Annotated in this window: 16 protein-coding genes and 1 pseudogene; 3 read left to right on the forward strand and 14 right to left on the reverse strand. The window is 43.5% G+C overall.

The features are described from left to right. Positions 1 to 8: 8 nt before the first annotated feature. Positions 9 to 2,462, reverse strand: a complete 2,454-nt coding sequence (gene secA, locus NT141_02455; GenBank protein MCX6783906.1) for a preprotein translocase subunit SecA — start codon at positions 2,460 to 2,462, stop codon at positions 9 to 11. A gap of 57 nt (positions 2,463 to 2,519) precedes the next feature. Between secA and NT141_02460 the strand changes: the two genes are divergently transcribed. Next, positions 2,520 to 2,846, forward strand: coding sequence for a hypothetical protein (locus tag NT141_02460; GenBank protein MCX6783907.1), 327 nt, complete (start codon positions 2,520 to 2,522; stop codon positions 2,844 to 2,846). 28 nt (positions 2,847 to 2,874) lie between these two features. Here NT141_02460 and NT141_02465 read toward each other — a convergent pair whose 3' ends face one another. The 12 genes and pseudogenes from NT141_02465 to rmuC form a co-directional block, all read right to left on the reverse strand. After that, positions 2,875 to 3,342, reverse strand: a complete 468-nt coding sequence (locus NT141_02465; protein ID MCX6783908.1) for a phosphatase PAP2 family protein — start codon at positions 3,340 to 3,342, stop codon at positions 2,875 to 2,877. Further along, positions 3,339 to 4,676, reverse strand: coding sequence for a serine--tRNA ligase (gene serS, locus NT141_02470; GenBank protein ID MCX6783909.1), 1,338 nt, complete (start codon positions 4,674 to 4,676; stop codon positions 3,339 to 3,341). The genes NT141_02465 and serS overlap by 4 nt, the downstream gene beginning before the upstream one ends. 32 nt (positions 4,677 to 4,708) lie before the next feature. After that, the gene (locus tag NT141_02475; protein MCX6783910.1) at positions 4,709 to 5,263 is read right to left on the reverse strand and encodes an ORF6N domain-containing protein; all 555 of its coding nucleotides are present in this window, start codon (positions 5,261 to 5,263) and stop codon (positions 4,709 to 4,711) included. A gap of 41 nt (positions 5,264 to 5,304) precedes the next feature. Further along, positions 5,305 to 5,614: pseudogene (locus NT141_02480) on the reverse strand (hypothetical protein). Between the two features lie 125 nt (positions 5,615 to 5,739). After that, the gene (locus NT141_02485; protein MCX6783911.1) at positions 5,740 to 5,946 is read right to left on the reverse strand and encodes a hypothetical protein; all 207 of its coding nucleotides are present in this window, start codon (positions 5,944 to 5,946) and stop codon (positions 5,740 to 5,742) included. After that, positions 5,946 to 6,299 carry a hypothetical protein gene (locus tag NT141_02490; GenBank protein MCX6783912.1) on the reverse strand — a complete coding sequence of 118 codons (354 nt, stop codon included), beginning with the start codon at positions 6,297 to 6,299 and terminating at the stop codon, positions 5,946 to 5,948. Before NT141_02490 ends, NT141_02485 begins: the two co-directional genes overlap by 1 nt. A gap of 38 nt (positions 6,300 to 6,337) precedes the next feature. Further along, on the reverse strand, positions 6,338 to 7,822 hold the full coding sequence (gene lysS / locus NT141_02495) for a lysine--tRNA ligase (protein MCX6783913.1): 1,485 nt from the start codon (positions 7,820 to 7,822) through the stop codon (positions 6,338 to 6,340). 54 nt (positions 7,823 to 7,876) lie between these two features. After that, positions 7,877 to 8,212 (reverse strand): hypothetical protein, encoded by a 336-nt coding sequence (locus tag NT141_02500; protein ID MCX6783914.1) that lies wholly within the window; start codon positions 8,210 to 8,212, stop codon positions 7,877 to 7,879. A 57-nt stretch (positions 8,213 to 8,269) separates the two neighbouring features. Next, positions 8,270 to 8,749, reverse strand: coding sequence for a transcription elongation factor GreA (gene greA / locus NT141_02505; GenBank protein ID MCX6783915.1), 480 nt, complete (start codon positions 8,747 to 8,749; stop codon positions 8,270 to 8,272). A gap of 17 nt (positions 8,750 to 8,766) precedes the next feature. After that, positions 8,767 to 9,609 (reverse strand): GNAT family N-acetyltransferase, encoded by an 843-nt coding sequence (locus NT141_02510; protein MCX6783916.1) that lies wholly within the window; start codon positions 9,607 to 9,609, stop codon positions 8,767 to 8,769. Next, complete coding sequence (locus tag NT141_02515) at positions 9,609 to 12,659, reverse strand: ATP-dependent DNA helicase (protein ID MCX6783917.1); 3,051 nt, start codon at positions 12,657 to 12,659, stop codon at positions 9,609 to 9,611. Before NT141_02515 ends, NT141_02510 begins: the two co-directional genes overlap by 1 nt. 31 nt (positions 12,660 to 12,690) lie before the next feature. Next, on the reverse strand, positions 12,691 to 13,851 hold the full coding sequence (rmuC, locus tag NT141_02520; GenBank protein ID MCX6783918.1) for a DNA recombination protein RmuC: 1,161 nt from the start codon (positions 13,849 to 13,851) through the stop codon (positions 12,691 to 12,693). A gap of 28 nt (positions 13,852 to 13,879) precedes the next feature. On the opposite strand from rmuC, the gene NT141_02525 reads away from it, so the two are divergent. Next, the gene (locus tag NT141_02525; protein ID MCX6783919.1) at positions 13,880 to 14,161 is read left to right on the forward strand and encodes a co-chaperone GroES; all 282 of its coding nucleotides are present in this window, start codon (positions 13,880 to 13,882) and stop codon (positions 14,159 to 14,161) included. Positions 14,162 to 14,170: 9 nt separating this feature from the next. Next, complete coding sequence (gene groL / locus NT141_02530) at positions 14,171 to 15,796, forward strand: chaperonin GroEL (GenBank protein MCX6783920.1); 1,626 nt, start codon at positions 14,171 to 14,173, stop codon at positions 15,794 to 15,796. Here the strand turns inward: groL and NT141_02535 are convergent. Further along, positions 15,761 to 16,526 (reverse strand): hypothetical protein (locus NT141_02535; protein MCX6783921.1); only part of this gene is annotated, 766 nt, incomplete at its 5' end. The two genes, groL and NT141_02535, sit on opposite strands and share 36 nt — an antisense overlap.

The raw sequence follows: 16,526 nt of genomic DNA on the forward strand, positions 1-16,526 counted from the left end.
GTACTCAATTATTTACCATGACAGTTTTTATATTTCTTTCCTGAACCGCAAGGGCATAGATCGTTGCGACCGACTTTTGGTCCTGCCACAACCGGGGTTGACGAAGCAGCGGTTTCGTCGGCGACGCCTAGGTCGGATTCTTTGTGAATATACTGCGCATGGGCCAGTTCCCGTGGTTTCTCTACTTGAACTTGCTGCTGCGTCACCGCGTCTTTTTCTAGCATTTCCATCCGCTCCTTAATCGTGGAATAAATAGTTTGAACCAGACGCTCAAAAGCTAGTCGGCCCTCGCGTTTGTAGGCCACTAGCGGGTCTTGCTGCGCATAGCCTCGTAGACCAATGCCTTCATGAAGATCGTCCATGTAGGTTAAATGCTCAATCCAGAGAGTATCAATGACTTGCAAGGCAATTTGTTTAAGAACTTGCAACCAGTGTTCACCAAACTGCGGACTTTTGTCTTCCATCCCGGCGTTTGATAACAACCAAGCACTATCACCAGCTAGTAATTTATTGCGGAGGTTATAAATAACCGTTCGTTGCTTATTCATGACGTCATCGTATTCAACTAAATGCTTGCGAATATCAAAATTGTGGCCTTCCACTTTCTTCTGAGCACTTTCAATAGAACGGGAAACAAGCCCGGCTTCCAGAGGGGTATTTTCGTCCATGCCAAAACGATCCATCAGGTGAGAAACCGCCTCACCGCCAAAGATCCGCATTAGATCATCCTGCAAAGAGACGTAAAAGCGGCTATAGCCCATGTCACCCTGCCGTCCGGCTCGGCCCCGGAGCTGGTTATCAATCCGCCGGGACTCATGGCGTTCCGTTCCTAGTACTGCCAGGCCGCCTAATGCGACGACTTCATCATGCTCTTTTTGCCAATTAGCCTGGTCACGGTTTGAGGTTTCTCCACCTAAAATAATGTCGACCCCCCGTCCCGCCATGTTAGTGGCCACTGTCACTGCCCCTTTGTGCCCGCTCTGAGCGATAATCAAGGCTTCTCTTTCGTGGTTTTTGGCATTAAGAACCTCATGATTAATGCCTCGTCTTTTAAGAAGATTCGATATCAGTTCGCTCTTGTCAACCGAAACAGTGCCGATTAGAATCGGTTGACCGTTTTTATGCCTGGCTTCGATTTCGTCAACAATAGCCTTAAATTTGCCAGCCACTGTCTTATAAACCACGTCAGAGGCATCCTTGCGCACCATCGGTCGATGAGTAGGAATCCCCAGAACTTCTAGTTTATAAATTTTGTGGAATTCTTCGGCTTCAGTTAAAGCCGTGCCGGTCATGCCGGCCAACTTTTCGTAAAGCCGAAAATAATTTTGAAAAGAAATAGTGGCTAAAGTCTTGGATTCTTTTTGGACAGGGACGTTTTCCTTGGCTTCCAGGGCTTGGTGTAAGCCTTCACTAAAGCGTCGCCCCGGCATAAGACGCCCGGTAAATTCATCAACTATGACCACTTCCCCATCTTTGACCACGTAATCCCTATCCCGTTCAAAAAGTGAACGGGCTTTAAGTGCATTCTCAATGTGATGAACCGCTTCAAAATCTTTTTCATAAAGATTGTCGACCCCAAGTTTCCGCTCAATTTTAACGATCCCCAACTCTGTAAGAGTGGAACTGCGGGTTTTCTCGTCAACTTTATAGTCGGTATCGGGAATTAAAATCGTCGCCAGTTTGGCAAACTCTAAATAACGGCTGGTAGAATCAGCATCGGGAGCGGAAATAATTAAAGGAGTTCGGGCTTCATCTATTAAAATCGAGTCGACTTCATCGACAATCGCAAACGCATGTCCGCGCTGCACTTTTTGGCTTAAATCCCAAACCATGTTGTCGCGCAAGTAATCAAAACCAAACTCATTGTTAGTGCCGTAAGTAATATCGGCGGCGTAAGCGACCCGCCTGTCCACCGGTTTTAAATGACGAGAATATTCATCAAGGAAAGTAGTGTTTTCAAACGCAGCGTCAAATATAAAAGCTTGATCGTGAATAATGACCCCAACACTTACGCCCAGCAAATTATAGATTTGACCCATCCAACCGGCGCCATGACGACTTAAATAATCATTTGGGGTCACTAAATGGCAACCGCGGCCGGTCAAAGCGTTTAGATAAAGCGGTAAGGTTGCGACATTTGTCTTTCCCTCACCAGTCCGCATTTCCGCGATTTTACCTTGATGCAAGGCAATGCCCCCCAGTAATTGCTCATCAAATAAATGCTTATTTTGGGACCTGGCTGTGGCGATTTTAACCAGGGCGAAAGCCTCTGGAAGAATTAAGTCTAAAACACTTTCGTTGGGGCTGGTAGCTCGCTGCCTTAGATCCTGACTCTGGGCCAAAAGCTCCGCGTCAGTAAGGCCCTCATATTTCTTTTCTAGTTCATTAATTTGAGATAAATAAGGCCGGATTTTATTAACTTGGCTGGAATTAGAGTCGAATAAACTTGACAAGAGGGTCATAACGGGGCTATTTTAACATTTAATAAGGCCTTTTTCATGAACAAATAAGGAGGAGAGATGTCAGATCAAACCGGTTGTATGGAGTGCCCAAAGTGTGGAGAGGGTCATCTTTTTACAACAATTATTCAGGGGGCAAAATATTGGAAGTGTAACGATCCACGTTGTGACTACAGAGAGTCGGTAACTAGATCTAAAAGTGACCTAACTCACGATCTTTCAGGTGGTCGTTTAACCACTCCGTCTGACTGTAATTGTGGAGAGTGTGGACGACCAATGATTTGGATGCCTATTGTTTTGGTGGTTAGTAAGTATCGTAAAAGTAGCCATAACGGGGTAGGAAAGGGTCGCTATGTTTGTTTTAATCCGGGTTGTAGAGGTGGTTGAGATTAAAGACGATAGATGATAAGGCTAGTTATTTCTTCGAAATAATTGGCCTTTTTAGTTTTATTTTTGGGCTGTAGTTAATAAATAGTCCAACAATCACACCAACTATTGCCCCGCCAAAAATGTCAATTGGGTAGTGCACTTGCAATATTACTCGAGAAGCACCAACAATCATGGCGATTACTAAAATTACTATTCCCCACAATTTATTCTTCAAAAAAATCACTGTTCCCAAAGCTACTAGGGTCGCGGTGTGGGCGGAGGGGAAGGCGGGGTCAAAGATAATTAAAGGGGTTACTTCTTTTAAAGCAACGAATGGTCTGGGAGTGTTAAAAATATATTTAAGGGCTTCGGCGACTAAAAAAGAAATTAGCGTGGTTAAGCCGATTCGGGCGGCTGCTTTTTGGCCCCAGCGGAAATAAGCCACGGCTAAGGTAATCCCTATCACAACGTAAATTAACCAACGGGCAATAAATATTATGAGAGTTTCGATCATTTGGAGGTTATAACGTCTTTACCTAAGTATGGCCGCAGGACTTCGGGAATTGTGACAGAACCATCTGCATTTTGGTAGTTATCTAAAATGGCAATCAAGGCTCTCGGGAAAGCAATTCCAGTGTCGTTAACGTTGTTAACGTAGTGACGCTCGCCAGTGGCGTCAACATAGCGAGTGTTAAAGCGCCTGGCTTGGAAGTCAGCGGCGTTGGTGTCGCTCCCGAGTTCCATAAACTCGCCTTGAGAAGGAATCCAAGCTTCAAAGTCATATTTTTTGTGGGTCGCAAAGTAACCGGCGTCACCGCTACACATCAAGATAACGTGGTAAGGAATTTTTAATGATTGCAGTAACCATTCGTTAATAGCCAGCAGTTGCTCATGGATCTCTGTTGACTGGGCTGGCGTGCAGACCACATCCATTTCTAACTTATCAAACTGATGCACCCGTTTAACGCCGCGAACATCTTTGCCCCAGCTGCCTACTTCGGAGCGAAAACAGGTAGTAGTAGCAAACATTTTTTGAGGTAACTCGGCTTCTTTTAATGTCTTATCCATAAAGTAAGAAAATAGTGACGGTTCTGAGGAACCAACCAGGTAAAGATCTCGGCCCTCTTCCACATATTTATTTTCGATTTTATAAACCTGATCGGCATCCCCTGGAAAATGCGAGGTGCCGTATAAACTACGCTCACCGACGAGAAGAGGTACCACCATCGGCATAAACCCATCTTTAATTAATTTATTTTTTAGGAGATCAAACACCGCCATTTGCAAAAGAACCGCCTCATTCTTTAAATAATAAAAGCGGCTACCAGAAACCAAAGCGCTTTGTTTAGTGTCGATAAGGCCCAAAGATTCACCAATGTCGGCGTGGTGCTTGCCACCGAAAGCGTGACGGGGCATAAACTTTTCGGAGAAATTATATTTACCCAGCTGCTCTGGTTTTAAGTAACTATCTTTAGGCGTCCAGGCTTTGACCTCCACATTATCTTTCTCATCTTTGCCAATTGGGGTGTCACTGGAGAGAATATTGGGGATCCACGCCGCTTTTTCGTTTACCGCTTTTTCGGCTTCTTTAAGTTCTGTTTCTAGAACATCTAACTTCTCCCGCATTTGCCTACCACTGGCAATTTGCTCTGGTGTTGGCTTCCCGGCTTTTTTAATTTCCTCGTTGATCTGGTTGCGCTCCGTCCGCAAACTTTCGACCTGTTTTAGAATCTCTAGCCGACGGTCCTCGAGAGCGACTACTTCCGCAGGATCCACTTTAGAACTACGTAAATCGCAGTTCTTTTTAACTAATTCCAGATTTTCACGGATAAATTTAAGATCGAGCATATGAGTGTATTATAGCCGCTTAGTAAAAATTGTCATTCCGGGCTTGACCCGGAATCCAGTAATCGATCTTTGGTCTTAAATCCAATTAGCTTCTTAGGTTTTGACTCAACGCTAATTAATCTTCTGATTGTCTCGAAGACATCTTGGAATTGTTGATCGTATTTGTTCTCCATTTCTTCAATTTTCTTTCGCAGATCTTCATGAGTTAATAATATTTCTCGTAATTTTGTAAAGGCTCGCATGATCTGAATATTAACGGTAATTGCCTTGTTACTATTTAAAACGCTAGAAAGCATAGCAACCCCTTGTTCCGTAAACACCCGTGGTTGCTTCCTGCGACCGCCCCAGCCTAAACTTGAAGTCACAAATTGTGACTTCAAGTTGTGAATTTCCTTTTGTGACAGCTTAAACATGAAGTCGACAGGGAACCTTTTTTGGTTTCTGTCGACCGCTTGATTCAATACTTTAGTTTCAACGCCGTATAAAACAGCCAGATCTCGATCCAGAATTACCCTTTGGTTTCTTATAATAAGAATTTTCGAAATTACCTGTTCTTGTACGACTTTTAAAACTTTTCTCTTAGTCATAAATCCCTAATTTGGTGCCACAATTTGTGGTATCAAACATTCTAAAGCCCCAGTTCAGCCGAAATCTCCTGCATTGCTGGCAGACAAATCTTTACGAACTCTTCTAAAGATAAATTTAACTTTTGACACTCCGCAATATTTTCCCGCTTGGCCCCTTTAGCGAAACTTTTTTCTTTAAAACGGCGCAGGACCATTTCGGCAGTCACTTCCGGCAATTTCCCAGTCATTTTCTGGTTCGCCCAAATGCTCGGCCAAAGCCTTCATCACCACTCCCGAAGCTAGGCAGTGCTTAAGCATGTTCTGATTGGTGAGATTTTCTTTAAGAATAACGACGGCTTCAGGTTTAGTCATAAAATCGATTGAAACGGTCACTTCGTTCGCTACCAAATCTAGTCGATTTGTAGGGGCGGACCTGCGTGTCCGCCCTCAATCCGATTTGGGTGAGGGTCGACACATAGGTCGACCCCTACATTTTTTTAGAGCTTCTCGAATTCTACCTTCCTAGCTTTTTTTACGGCTTCTTTATCTTCTAATAGCTCTCCTTTGTATAGTTTGTACAACAACGGAAAACTGCCACAGGAGTCGCACGTGCCCCAGTTACAGTGACCTTGTTTGGATGATAAATCACGACACATTTTTATCTCTGCTTCATAAGTGGCTTTTGATATTTTTGGTGCTTTCATTACGATGTCACCTCTTCTGATTGCTCAGGGTAAAATGCTGGAAGATCAACGGTAATATACTCAAAGTCACCTTCGACCGCGAATATACATTCTGTGGGAATAAATATCACATCGTCAACAGTAACCTCAAAAACTTCCGCTTCCGTGAAGACCTTGCCAGAACCTCTCGTCACTAACATCACAAATTGACAAACATGTTCTAGTAAAAACTTACTGCTTTCCTCCGGACTGCGACCTTTGATAACCATCTTCGCAATATCAAAATCATTAGTCGGTGTCGGATATTTATAAATAACTTTAGTTCCTAAATCTATTTTATTTGTTTCGTTAAATGTGTATTTTGTTGGTTTCATAACTTATTAACCAGGTGCTGGTTTTGCAGGCAAAACCCCTACGATTTATCGTCTTCTCTAGTTTCTTTTGGTTTTAAAGTTGGAAAGGCAATAACTTCCTTAATGGCCCATGTATCGGTAAGGAACATCGCGAGTCGATCAACCCCAAAGCCAATGCCACCAAGAGGCGGGCAGCCGTACTCTAATGCTTCGATAAAGTCTTCATCCAGTGGCATTGCCTCAGCATCGCCGGCTTTCATGTTTTTCTGCTCGTTCTCAAACCGAGAACGTTGCTCTATTCCCGATACAATTTCACTCCAACCATCAAATACTTCTACTCCACCCAGATAACCTTCAAATCGCTCCGCCCGACCAGCTTTAGAGCGATGCTCGTGTGAAAGTGGCGAGACTGCGATGGGGTAATCAATCGCCCAAGTAGGCTCTACAAGTTTCCCAGTCACTTCATGATCGAAAATAGCGAACAGCGCCTTATCACGACTCCAAGTACCTCGGACCTCCACATTTAATTTTTCTTGGAGAGTTTTAACCTCTGCTTCAGTAATTGATACCCAATCAATCCCCAAATGTTCTTTAACCAGCTCATCAACCGTTTTTCGAGCCCACTTGCCACCAATTTCTACTGCCGCACCTTTAATATTAATTTTGGTAGTGCCTAGAATCGTCTTTGCTAGGTGTTTAAGTAGCGCTTCTGCTAAATCCATCACTCGCTGGTAATCAGCGTAAGCCTCGTACCATTCCAGCATTGTAAACTCTGGCGAGTGACTGTGGTCTATTCCCTCGTTTCTAAAATTGCGGGCAATTTCAAAAACTCGTTCGTAGCCGCCAATTGATAGTCGCTTTAAATATAGTTCCGGAGCAACCCGGAGATAAAAATCTTTGCCCAGGGCGTTAAAGTGGGTCGTAAAAGGCTTGGCATTGGTTCCACCGTAAAGACTCTGAAGGACTGGTGTTTCCACCTCTGTAAATTTTTGGTCCCATAAGAACTTCCTAATTTCTTTTTCCATTTGCCAGCGGATATCTAAAATCTTTTTAGCGTCTTTGTTAATAATTAAATCCAAGTACCGCCGCCTGTAACGCTCTTCAGTGTCTTTAAGGCCGAAGTGCTCTGGAGGTAGTGGCCGGATTGATTTATTTAGGAGTTTAAGTTCGGTAACAAGTATCGACAGCTCCCCAGCAGTGGTAATAAATAAAGAACCATGGGCGTGAATAAAATCACCAACGTCTAAAAGTTTAACAAGCTCAAAAAGATCAGCCGGAATTTTGTCGGCTTTTAAACACAGCTGTATCTGCCCCGATTCATCCCGTAAATCTAGAAAAATTAACTTACCGTGTCCACGGTACCCCAGTACCCTTCCTGAGACGTCAAAGTCACCAGGTTTTGGCCGACCATTTTCCAGGTCGCGAATTGTAGCAATAGCCACTCCTTTAACTGGTTCTGAGGGATATGGGTTTATCCCCAAATCTTTAATTTTTTGGAGTTTGGCAAGACGTTCTGAGCGAAGGTTATCTATTGGCTGTTCCATGAGAGCATTGTAGCCTTGTTAGTGTAGTAGTGGCAAGGGGTGTCTAAACTAGACCTACTTGAAGCTTTTTTTGTCTTGTAATCCAAATACGCAAATCGCTGTGAACAAAGCAAAGAATAGTAATGATACTAAAAAAGAACCTCCCCGAGTTGAATTGAGAAAAAAAACTAAAACACCTATTAGGAAGAAAACTGCCAGAGCTGCTGAAGCGTACAGCCCGATTTTATTTGCTTTAGTCACTAAAAATGCCACAAAAATAGTTATTACAGGAAGTACAAACAGTGCTAAATCAACTTGACTTGTTGTGTAGAATCCGGAAGTAAGTATTGTAAAAACCTGTATAACAGCAATTAAAACGACTATCTGCGCGATCCCTTTGGCATGTTTCATACCTTAAATATAGATGTCTTGATTACTTTGTCAAGGATATTTTAACAACAGCAAGGATTACTTGATAGTAATAATGGTGTAAACCAGCTTCCCGGACGGGGTCTCAACGGCCACTTTTTCTCCTGGCTTTTTACCAAGAAGAGCTTGCCCAAGTGGGGATTCATGAGAAATCTTCTTTTCAGCCGGGTTAGCTTCGGGAGCCCCTACGATCTGAAATTCCTCTTCAGTACCATCAATATGGACTTTGACTTTGCAGCCGAGTCCAACCTGATCACGACAGGTGTTACTATTAGTAGTTACAGAGACATTATTTAATATTTCTTCTAATTCAGAAATCCGGCCTTCCACAAAGGCTTGCTCTTCTCGAGCGGACTCGTACTCCGCGTTTTCGGAGATATCACCAAATTCCCGAGCCTGCTTAATCCGTTCCGAAACCTCTTTTCTTTTGGTGTTAACCAGGGTTTCGTATTCGGCTTTAAGATCGGTTAAACCCTCACGAGTGAGGATTATTTTGTTGTCGGTGATGGTCTTTTTCATAAACAAAAAACCGTGCTTTAGGGGCGCGGCCAAAACCGCTTAAAAACGGTGAATTTTTGCCATTTTTTGGTGAGGTTGGCGTAGCGTTCATCGTAAATGCCTTCAAGATCTAGGCTCACGAAGCCTTGGGCTTTGAGAGTCTCTAAAATTTTCCAAATGATCGCATACGGCAGTTCTAATTCTTGAGCTCTAGGAGTTGATGCCGCATGCAGATAAAAGGCATGAGTGCCGGTTGAGAGAACCATCGCTCCGGCTAATGGCTCGTTATTTTCTGACGCTAAAAAGATCTGGCAGCTGTCACCAAACGCCTGGGCCTTCGCGGTTATCTCTGAAAGACTCGGGACCCAAAAATGATTAGCTTTGGCAGTCAGAGTAAAGATTTTATAAAAGTCGGCAATATTATTCGCGCTAGGATTTTTTAAAACGTCAATCCGAAGGCTGTCTTTTAACTGCTCCAGATTCTTTTGGGCTTGCCGCAAACAGTAACGCCCGTCTTTACTCATTAATTTTAGGCGTTCCTCTGGGGAAATGGTTAAATCTAAAATAATTGTTTTGGGGGCGGAGAGGGGCCAGCTATCTAGTTTAAACTTAGCTGCAATAATTTGATCGAGACTAGAGTTTTGGCGAGGCTCCAGTTTTGTTAAAAAAGCTCGGTTATCCCTTCCGATTCTTCTAATTTCCGCTATTAGCTTTGGTGTCAGCTCATTGGGGCGTTGGACTTTTATAATCGATGTCAGAGGCAACTTTTTAACTCTTACGGCCACCTCATTATCACCGTCTTTAAAATAAACTGATTCCCAGCCCAAAGCCTTTAAGAAATTACCCCACTCATGAGTCTGCCGAATATCAAGAATTTCCATTAAATATTAAGTTCGATCTGCTCATCTTTGGCTGTCGGTAGTCCATTGGGCCAGCAATGTTTTTGGTAATCACAAAATTTACAGGCGTTAAGGTTAGTCGTCCGCGCGAAGTCAAGACCGCGGAGGTTGACCATAGTCTTACGAATGACGTCCTTCAAATTATCCGTTTCGGCTTTAGTAATTACAAAAACTTCTTTTTTCCCATCATTTCCCCGGTCCCCTACAAAATCAAGCTCTGTTTCGGCGACTTCGTAACCATTAAAAGTCCGGTCGAGTTCTGTCAAAAGTTTGTAGAAAACGAGCTGTTGCTTGTAAGCGCCGTCTGAATATTTCGTCGTTCCCTCAATGTCTCCCCTGGTCTTGGGCTTGCCGGTTTTATAATCAACCACCCGGACCAGTTTTTTAACCGGGTCAATAACGTCAACCCGGTCCACTTTACCAACCAGCGGAATATCGTCCAGATAAATTTTACCGTAGCCATAACCAAATAATTTTTCGGTATAGAGCGGTTTTACTAAGTTGGCCCTATTACTTTCATAATAACTATTTAGGATTTTCTGACCCTGCGTCAACACTGCCTTCAGATCTTTAGGTGACAACAGTTCTTTAGTAGCCGCGTCAATAAAGACTGTGGTTAAAAGATCAACCTTCGGTAAAACTCCAGCCACTTTGTATTCCTGGAAGAATTTATCCAGAGCCATGTGAACAGCCGTTCCTAAGGATAAGCTACGACTCTTTGCTCGAGGGGTCCGAAGGAGATTGTTTAGTTTAAATTTATAGTGACACTCGGTATAAGTGTTTAGCGCGGTGACACTGAGTTTAAAGTCACGGAGGACCTCGGCTAAAAACTCTTTTTCTTCCGCCAAGGCCTTTTCGGTTGACGCAGGTACAGGCTGAAGAACTTCTTTAACAATTTCTATCGCGCGGTCTTCAAACTTTGACGGATCAATTTTCTCCTTTTTATCTTCTGAAATTTCGGCGATAAACATTGATGGCACGGCACCCTTAGAATTCTCACCATTTCCGGATAACGCATAGGTTAAATAGACTTGCGACTTGGCTCGCGTCAAAGCGACATAAAAAAGCCGGCGTTCGTCTTCATTCTTTTCTTTTTTAGAGAGATCGGTGTTTTTGAGAATCCCTTCAGGTAACTTAATTAACTCACGGACGCTGTTGTTACCCCATTTTTTATCTAAGCAACCAATAATAAAAACCACTTTAAATTCCAGTCCTTTAGCCCGATGGGCAGTGGTAAGTCGAACTGCGTTTTGACTAACATTTATTACGGTCTCAGCGATATTTAAATGATTATTCTGCATTATTTCCAAATTCTTAAGAAATTCTGAAAGACCAAGAGTCCGAGTCGCCAGATTTAGTTTCTTGACTTCACTAAACAAGGAATTAATTTTATTAAGCTTTTCGTGAGCATCGGGAAGATTCAGAAGCCACTCTAAAAAGCCACTTTCATTTAAAACTTGTTCAAAAAATTCCACGAAAGTTTTTTGGCTGTCCGCCTTCTCCCAAGCCAGCAATTTAGTCAGGAAATCTTTAAAACTGGCGACGTTTTTAACTTTACTGTTCTTTTCAAAATCCTGATGGTTGATCGCTTCCACAAAATTTATTTTGCAGTTGCTGGCAAAACGGGCCAGTTTAAGGACGTCGAGGGCGTCTATTTTAAGAAACTCGTAATTAAAAAGAGTAAACCAGTCGAGGTCGTCGGTTGACCTTCGGGCGTTGTCAATTGCTTTTAAAAGCAGGAGGAACTTTTGAATATCATAATCTTCCAAAACATCGTTACCGCCTTCCAGGTCATACTCAATTCCCAAGCGATCCAAAGTATCAGCAATCTGATCGCTGTCTTTATTGTGACGGTAAATAACAGCAATTTCTTTGGAATCAAGTCCTCCGTCGATTAACTCTTTAACCTTATTTCCGACGAAGAAATTCTCGGTGGTAGCGCTGCCAAACTCACCGACCAAAATCTTTGGACCGTCTTTAACAGCCGCGGCTTCTAGACCCTCTGGGATATCTGAAAATATTTTTGAAAGTCGCAGTTCGTTTTTGGATATTAACTCAGTCGCCGCGTCTAAAATGATTTGGGAGCTTCGATAATTCTTAGTTAACGAAATCTTTTGGCAGTTTTTGTAGCGCTTCACAAAGCCGACCATGTTTTCTGTTGATGCGCCTTGAAAACGATAAATGGATTGATTGGCATCCCCTACCACGAAGATATTCGGTTCGTCCCAAAAACTGGCCAGGAGACGTAGGACTTCGTTTTGGGCATTATTCGTATCCTGAAATTCGTCGACTAAAATGTACTGGTAGCGTTCTTGATATTTTCGCAAAAATTCCTCGTCGGTTTTAAATTTTTCAACGACGAAATTGATCATGTCCTCAAAATCGAAGAGGCCCTTCGTCTTAAGAGTTTCCTCGTAGGTTTTATAAATTGCGAAAAGTTCACGCTGTTTTTCTAAATTCTTCTCACGTTCAGCAATAGCACTTTTGCTAGTAACCTCGTCAACCGACGCTTCTTTAGTATTATCTTTACTTAATTTTTCGAATTCGTCTGGTGTCACTCCTTCCCGCTTCAACTCTTGCAACGCTTTAATAATCGCTGGCACATAGAAATAATGATTAGTGAATGGTTTTAAGGCATTAAATTCGCCTTTATCTAAAATTTCGCGAAAGATTTGCAGACGCTGTAAATCCGAAAGAGGCTCCAAATCCTCTACCATCGCAAACTGATCGGGACTACCTTTTATAATGTCGCTGCAAAAAGAGTGGAAGGTGGCAATGTTAACGTAATAGGCCGTTGGTCCAATCGTCTTTAAGAGTCGTTCCCGCATCGCCCGCACGCCGGATTCGGTGAAGGTCAACGCGAGCACCGCATCTGGGGGCACGTCCGTCTTCGTAAGAATGTTGGCAATTCGGGCGGCTAGAATCTGGGTCTTACCAGTCCCCGGCCCCGCCGCCACAAGGACAGGCCCTTCGATTGCTTCCACTGCCTTAAGTTGTTCCTGATTTAAGCCTGCTAAGAAATCTTTAATCATGCTAGTCGTAAGTATAAGGTATTGCGCAAAGTTAATCTAAAAGCTGCTTTTGGAGCGGGTCTTCGGGAGAGTTTAGAGAATTTAAAGAAGTTAGGCGCTGATTAAGTTGGTTGAAACTAGAGGTGACTTCATCGGCGCTGTTTTTAGCATTAGTGACGTGCTTCGTCATCACTCTTAAATTTTCCCCAAACTTTTCGGCATCATGATCAATGGATCGAATCGCCGCTAAAATCTGTTTAGCCCGCTCTTCGACTTGCTTTCCTTCAAGCCCTATTAATATCGCCTTTAAATAAGAGTAAAAGACGTTTGGAGAGACTGGCAACACCCGCTTTTCCCAAGCGACCCGCGTCAAATCCTCGGAATTGACCACGATTTCGTAATAAATGGCTTCACTGGGAATGTACATTAGGGCAAAATCAACAGTGCCCTCACTCGGTAAAATATATTTTTTGGCAATATCTGAAATGTGTTTTTTAACATCACTTTCAAAATCTTTTTTAACCCGAGCCCGATCGGCATCGTTTTCGGTACGCACCATGGCCATAAAGTTTTCTAAAGGGAATTTAGCATCCACTGGAATTAAACCTTCGGAAACGCGGAGGACAGCGTCGCACTTTTGGCCATCTTTAAACTCGAATTGCAGTGCATAGGCTTCATTTGGTAGCATTTGGGCTAGAAGATCCGCCAGAACTTGCTCGCCAATATTACCCCGAAGCTTAGGCGACTTTAAAAAGTCTTGTAGGCTTTTCATAGAATGCCCAATTTCGCTCATAATCCCAACTTCTTTTTGCACTCCTTCCATACTTTTACTTACTTCCATAACGGCCCGAGCGGCATTATCCAAGCGCTTCCCGAGGACCTCGTTTTGCTGCAAAAGTTTTTGGTTAAGTTGTTCGGTGTTAGTGTTAAGTGACGACCGAACGTCTTTCAAGTTAGTGCCCACTTCCGTCTTCATCTGCTGCATCGTTTCCCACAGCATCCGCTGAGCCTCTTCGTTTTGTGGCTTCTGCAACTTCTTCATTTCGTTTAAAAGAATATAAACGGTCACCCCGAAACCAAGAACGATTAGGACAAGTACAATGACGATGGAAAAATTGGTCATGGGCTTAGTATATGGTGGACATTGATCGATGTCCATCACGATTGTAGTGGCGGCATGAATGTCACCACTACAGTGTGTTCTTGACAGCACCCCATAACGAATGCTATACAAACAACATATGTTCACACCTCTTTTCTCAAATGTTTTAATAGAACCCTTGGAAGGCGAGCAGAAGACCGCCTCCGGAATTATTATCCCAGACTCGGCCCGCGAAAAACCCCAAAAAGGCAAAATTATTGCCGCCGGTCCTGGAAAAACTGAAGACGGTAAGCTAACTCCAGTCTCCGTAAAAATTGGCGACACGGTGATGTACAAAAAGTGGGGCGGCACCGACATCAAAGTTGACGGAAAAGATTACTTGATAGTTGAAGAAAAAGATATTTTAGGAGTTTTAAATTAAGGAGGTTTTATGGCCAAACAAATCATTTACGGCGAGGAAGCTCGCAAAAAACTAAAAACCGGTATCGATACCTTGGCCGCAGCCGTGGCGACCACTTTGGGGCCTAAGGGACGTAATGTGGCCATTGATAAAAAGTATGGCGCTCCCTCAGTTGTTCACGATGGTGTTACGGTCGCCAAAGAAATTGAACTCCCTGATCCTTTTGAAAATATGGGGGCCGCTATGGTTAAAGAAGCCGCCAGCAAAATTAATGACGTGGCCGGAGATGGCACCACTACCACCACTATTCTTGCTCAAGCCATTGTTAACGAGGGCTTTAAAAATATCGCCGCTGGCGCTAATCCGATGATCCTTAAGGCTGGTTTGGAAAAAGCATCGGAGCTAGTCGTGGCTGAAATTGCCAAGATAAAAAAGGAAGTTTCTAAGCCGGAAGAAAAAGTGCAGATTGCGACAATTTCTGCTGGTGACGCCGAAATTGGGAAGCTTATCGCTGAAGCTTTAGAGAAAGTTGGTAAAGAAGGCGTGGTCACGGTTGAAGAATCCAAAGGACTGCAACTGGAAATTGACTACCGCGAAGGGATGCAACTGGATAAAGGCTACGTTTCAGCTTATTTCGTAACCAACACCGACCGGATGGAAGCCGAGATTAGCGACGCTTACATCCTCATCACCGATAAAAAGATTTCGGCGATGAACGATCTACTCCCGATTTTGGAAAAACTCCTAAAGGTCAGCCGTAATCTCGTAATTATCGCTGATGATATTGACGGTGAGGCCCTGGCGGCGTTGGTCCTTAATAAACTTAAGGGGACCCTAAACGTCCTAGCTATCAAAGCCCCAGGCTTTGGTGATCGGCGTAAAGAAATGCTTTCCGATATTGCGGTTCTCACTGGTGGTAATGTCATCTCCGAGGAACTCGGGCGGAAACTCGAGAATGTAGAAGTTGATGACCTCGGTCGGGCGGACCGGGTAAAAGCGGCTAAGGACGAATCGGTCATCGTTGGAGGCAAGGGCCAAAAGAGCGCTATAGAGGCTCAAGCGGCGACGATCCGAAAGCTAATTGCTGATACCACATCGGATTACGATAAAGAGAAACTTCAGGAACGTTTAGCGAAATTGACAGGCGGAGTGGCCGTCATTAGCGTGGGTGCGGCTACAGAGGTCGAGTTAAAAGAGAAGAAGTTACGGGTTGAAGACTCAGTAAACGCTACTAAGGCAGCCATCGAAGAAGGCGTCGTGGTTGGCGGCGGGGTGGCCTTCGTTCGCGCTCGGGAAGCTTTAAAGAACAATAATCTTAGTGAATCCGAAAAAGTTGGCGCTGATATTTTGTACCGGGCTCTCGAGCAGCCAATTCGAATGCTGGCCAAGAACGCCGGAGCCGATGACGGTTGGGTAATTCGAGAAGTCGAGAAGCGTGGTGGTAACATTGGCTTTAACGTGATGACCATGGAATTCGGGGACCTAGTGTCTCAAGGCATTATTGACCCTGCCAAAGTTTCCCGCAGCGCCGTGCAAAACGCTGTTTCCGTGGCGATGATGGTTTTAACAACTGAAGCCTTGATCACCGATTTACCGGAAAAGAAAGAATCGACTTCTGGTTCAGGAATGGGTGGAATGGGCGGCATGGATATGTAAGTTTGTTTTATAGGTATCAAGAATTTTTTGACGGTTATCGTTTTTCTTAAAATGAGCTTTATTTAAAGTGACCTCTTCGGAGGTCATTTTAGTTTTCATAAACTTTAGTTGAAGATCATAGGCAAATTTGTCCAGTAATTTAATGAGTACGTTTGTCTGTTTTGTTGTGCTAGTCCAAACCGGTTCGGATAAACTTAATCCTTGGGGCAAAAATTCAGCCACCCATTTGTTACTCACCAAAAATTTCTCATAAATATAATTACGGTTGAGAATTGGTGTCGTCATTACCAAATTAAATGCGGTGTAAATGTTTTGGTCCTCCCAGGCTAGATTTCCTGAAGTCACCCAGATGTTGGGGCAGATGGTTGAGCGGTATTTACGAACAAACAACAAATAACAAACAGCAATTAAACGAGTCAGCCATAAAGAACTAGGACTGGTCACAATCATGACATCGGTGTCACTCTTCTCCGTGGCATTCTTGGCAGCTACTGATCCAGTCACGAAAATTCCTTGCATATACGGCCAGAAAAATAACGGTTTACAGATTCGATAAGCTTCAGCTATTTTTTTCTCAGATATTTTCCGTCGCTCCTCCCGGTCAACTTGAACGGTAGAACTTGGCAAGGAATACCAGTTTATATTTTTTATGACCTTATTAGTGTCAACTAAAATTTTTAAAGCTTCTGATAACTCGTCTTCTTTGTGAAGTTGATAGCCAATTAAATAT

This window comes from candidate division WWE3 bacterium (assembly GCA_026396615.1).
Classification (GTDB): domain Bacteria; phylum Patescibacteriota; class WWE3; order JAPLWK01; family JAPLWK01; genus JAPLWK01.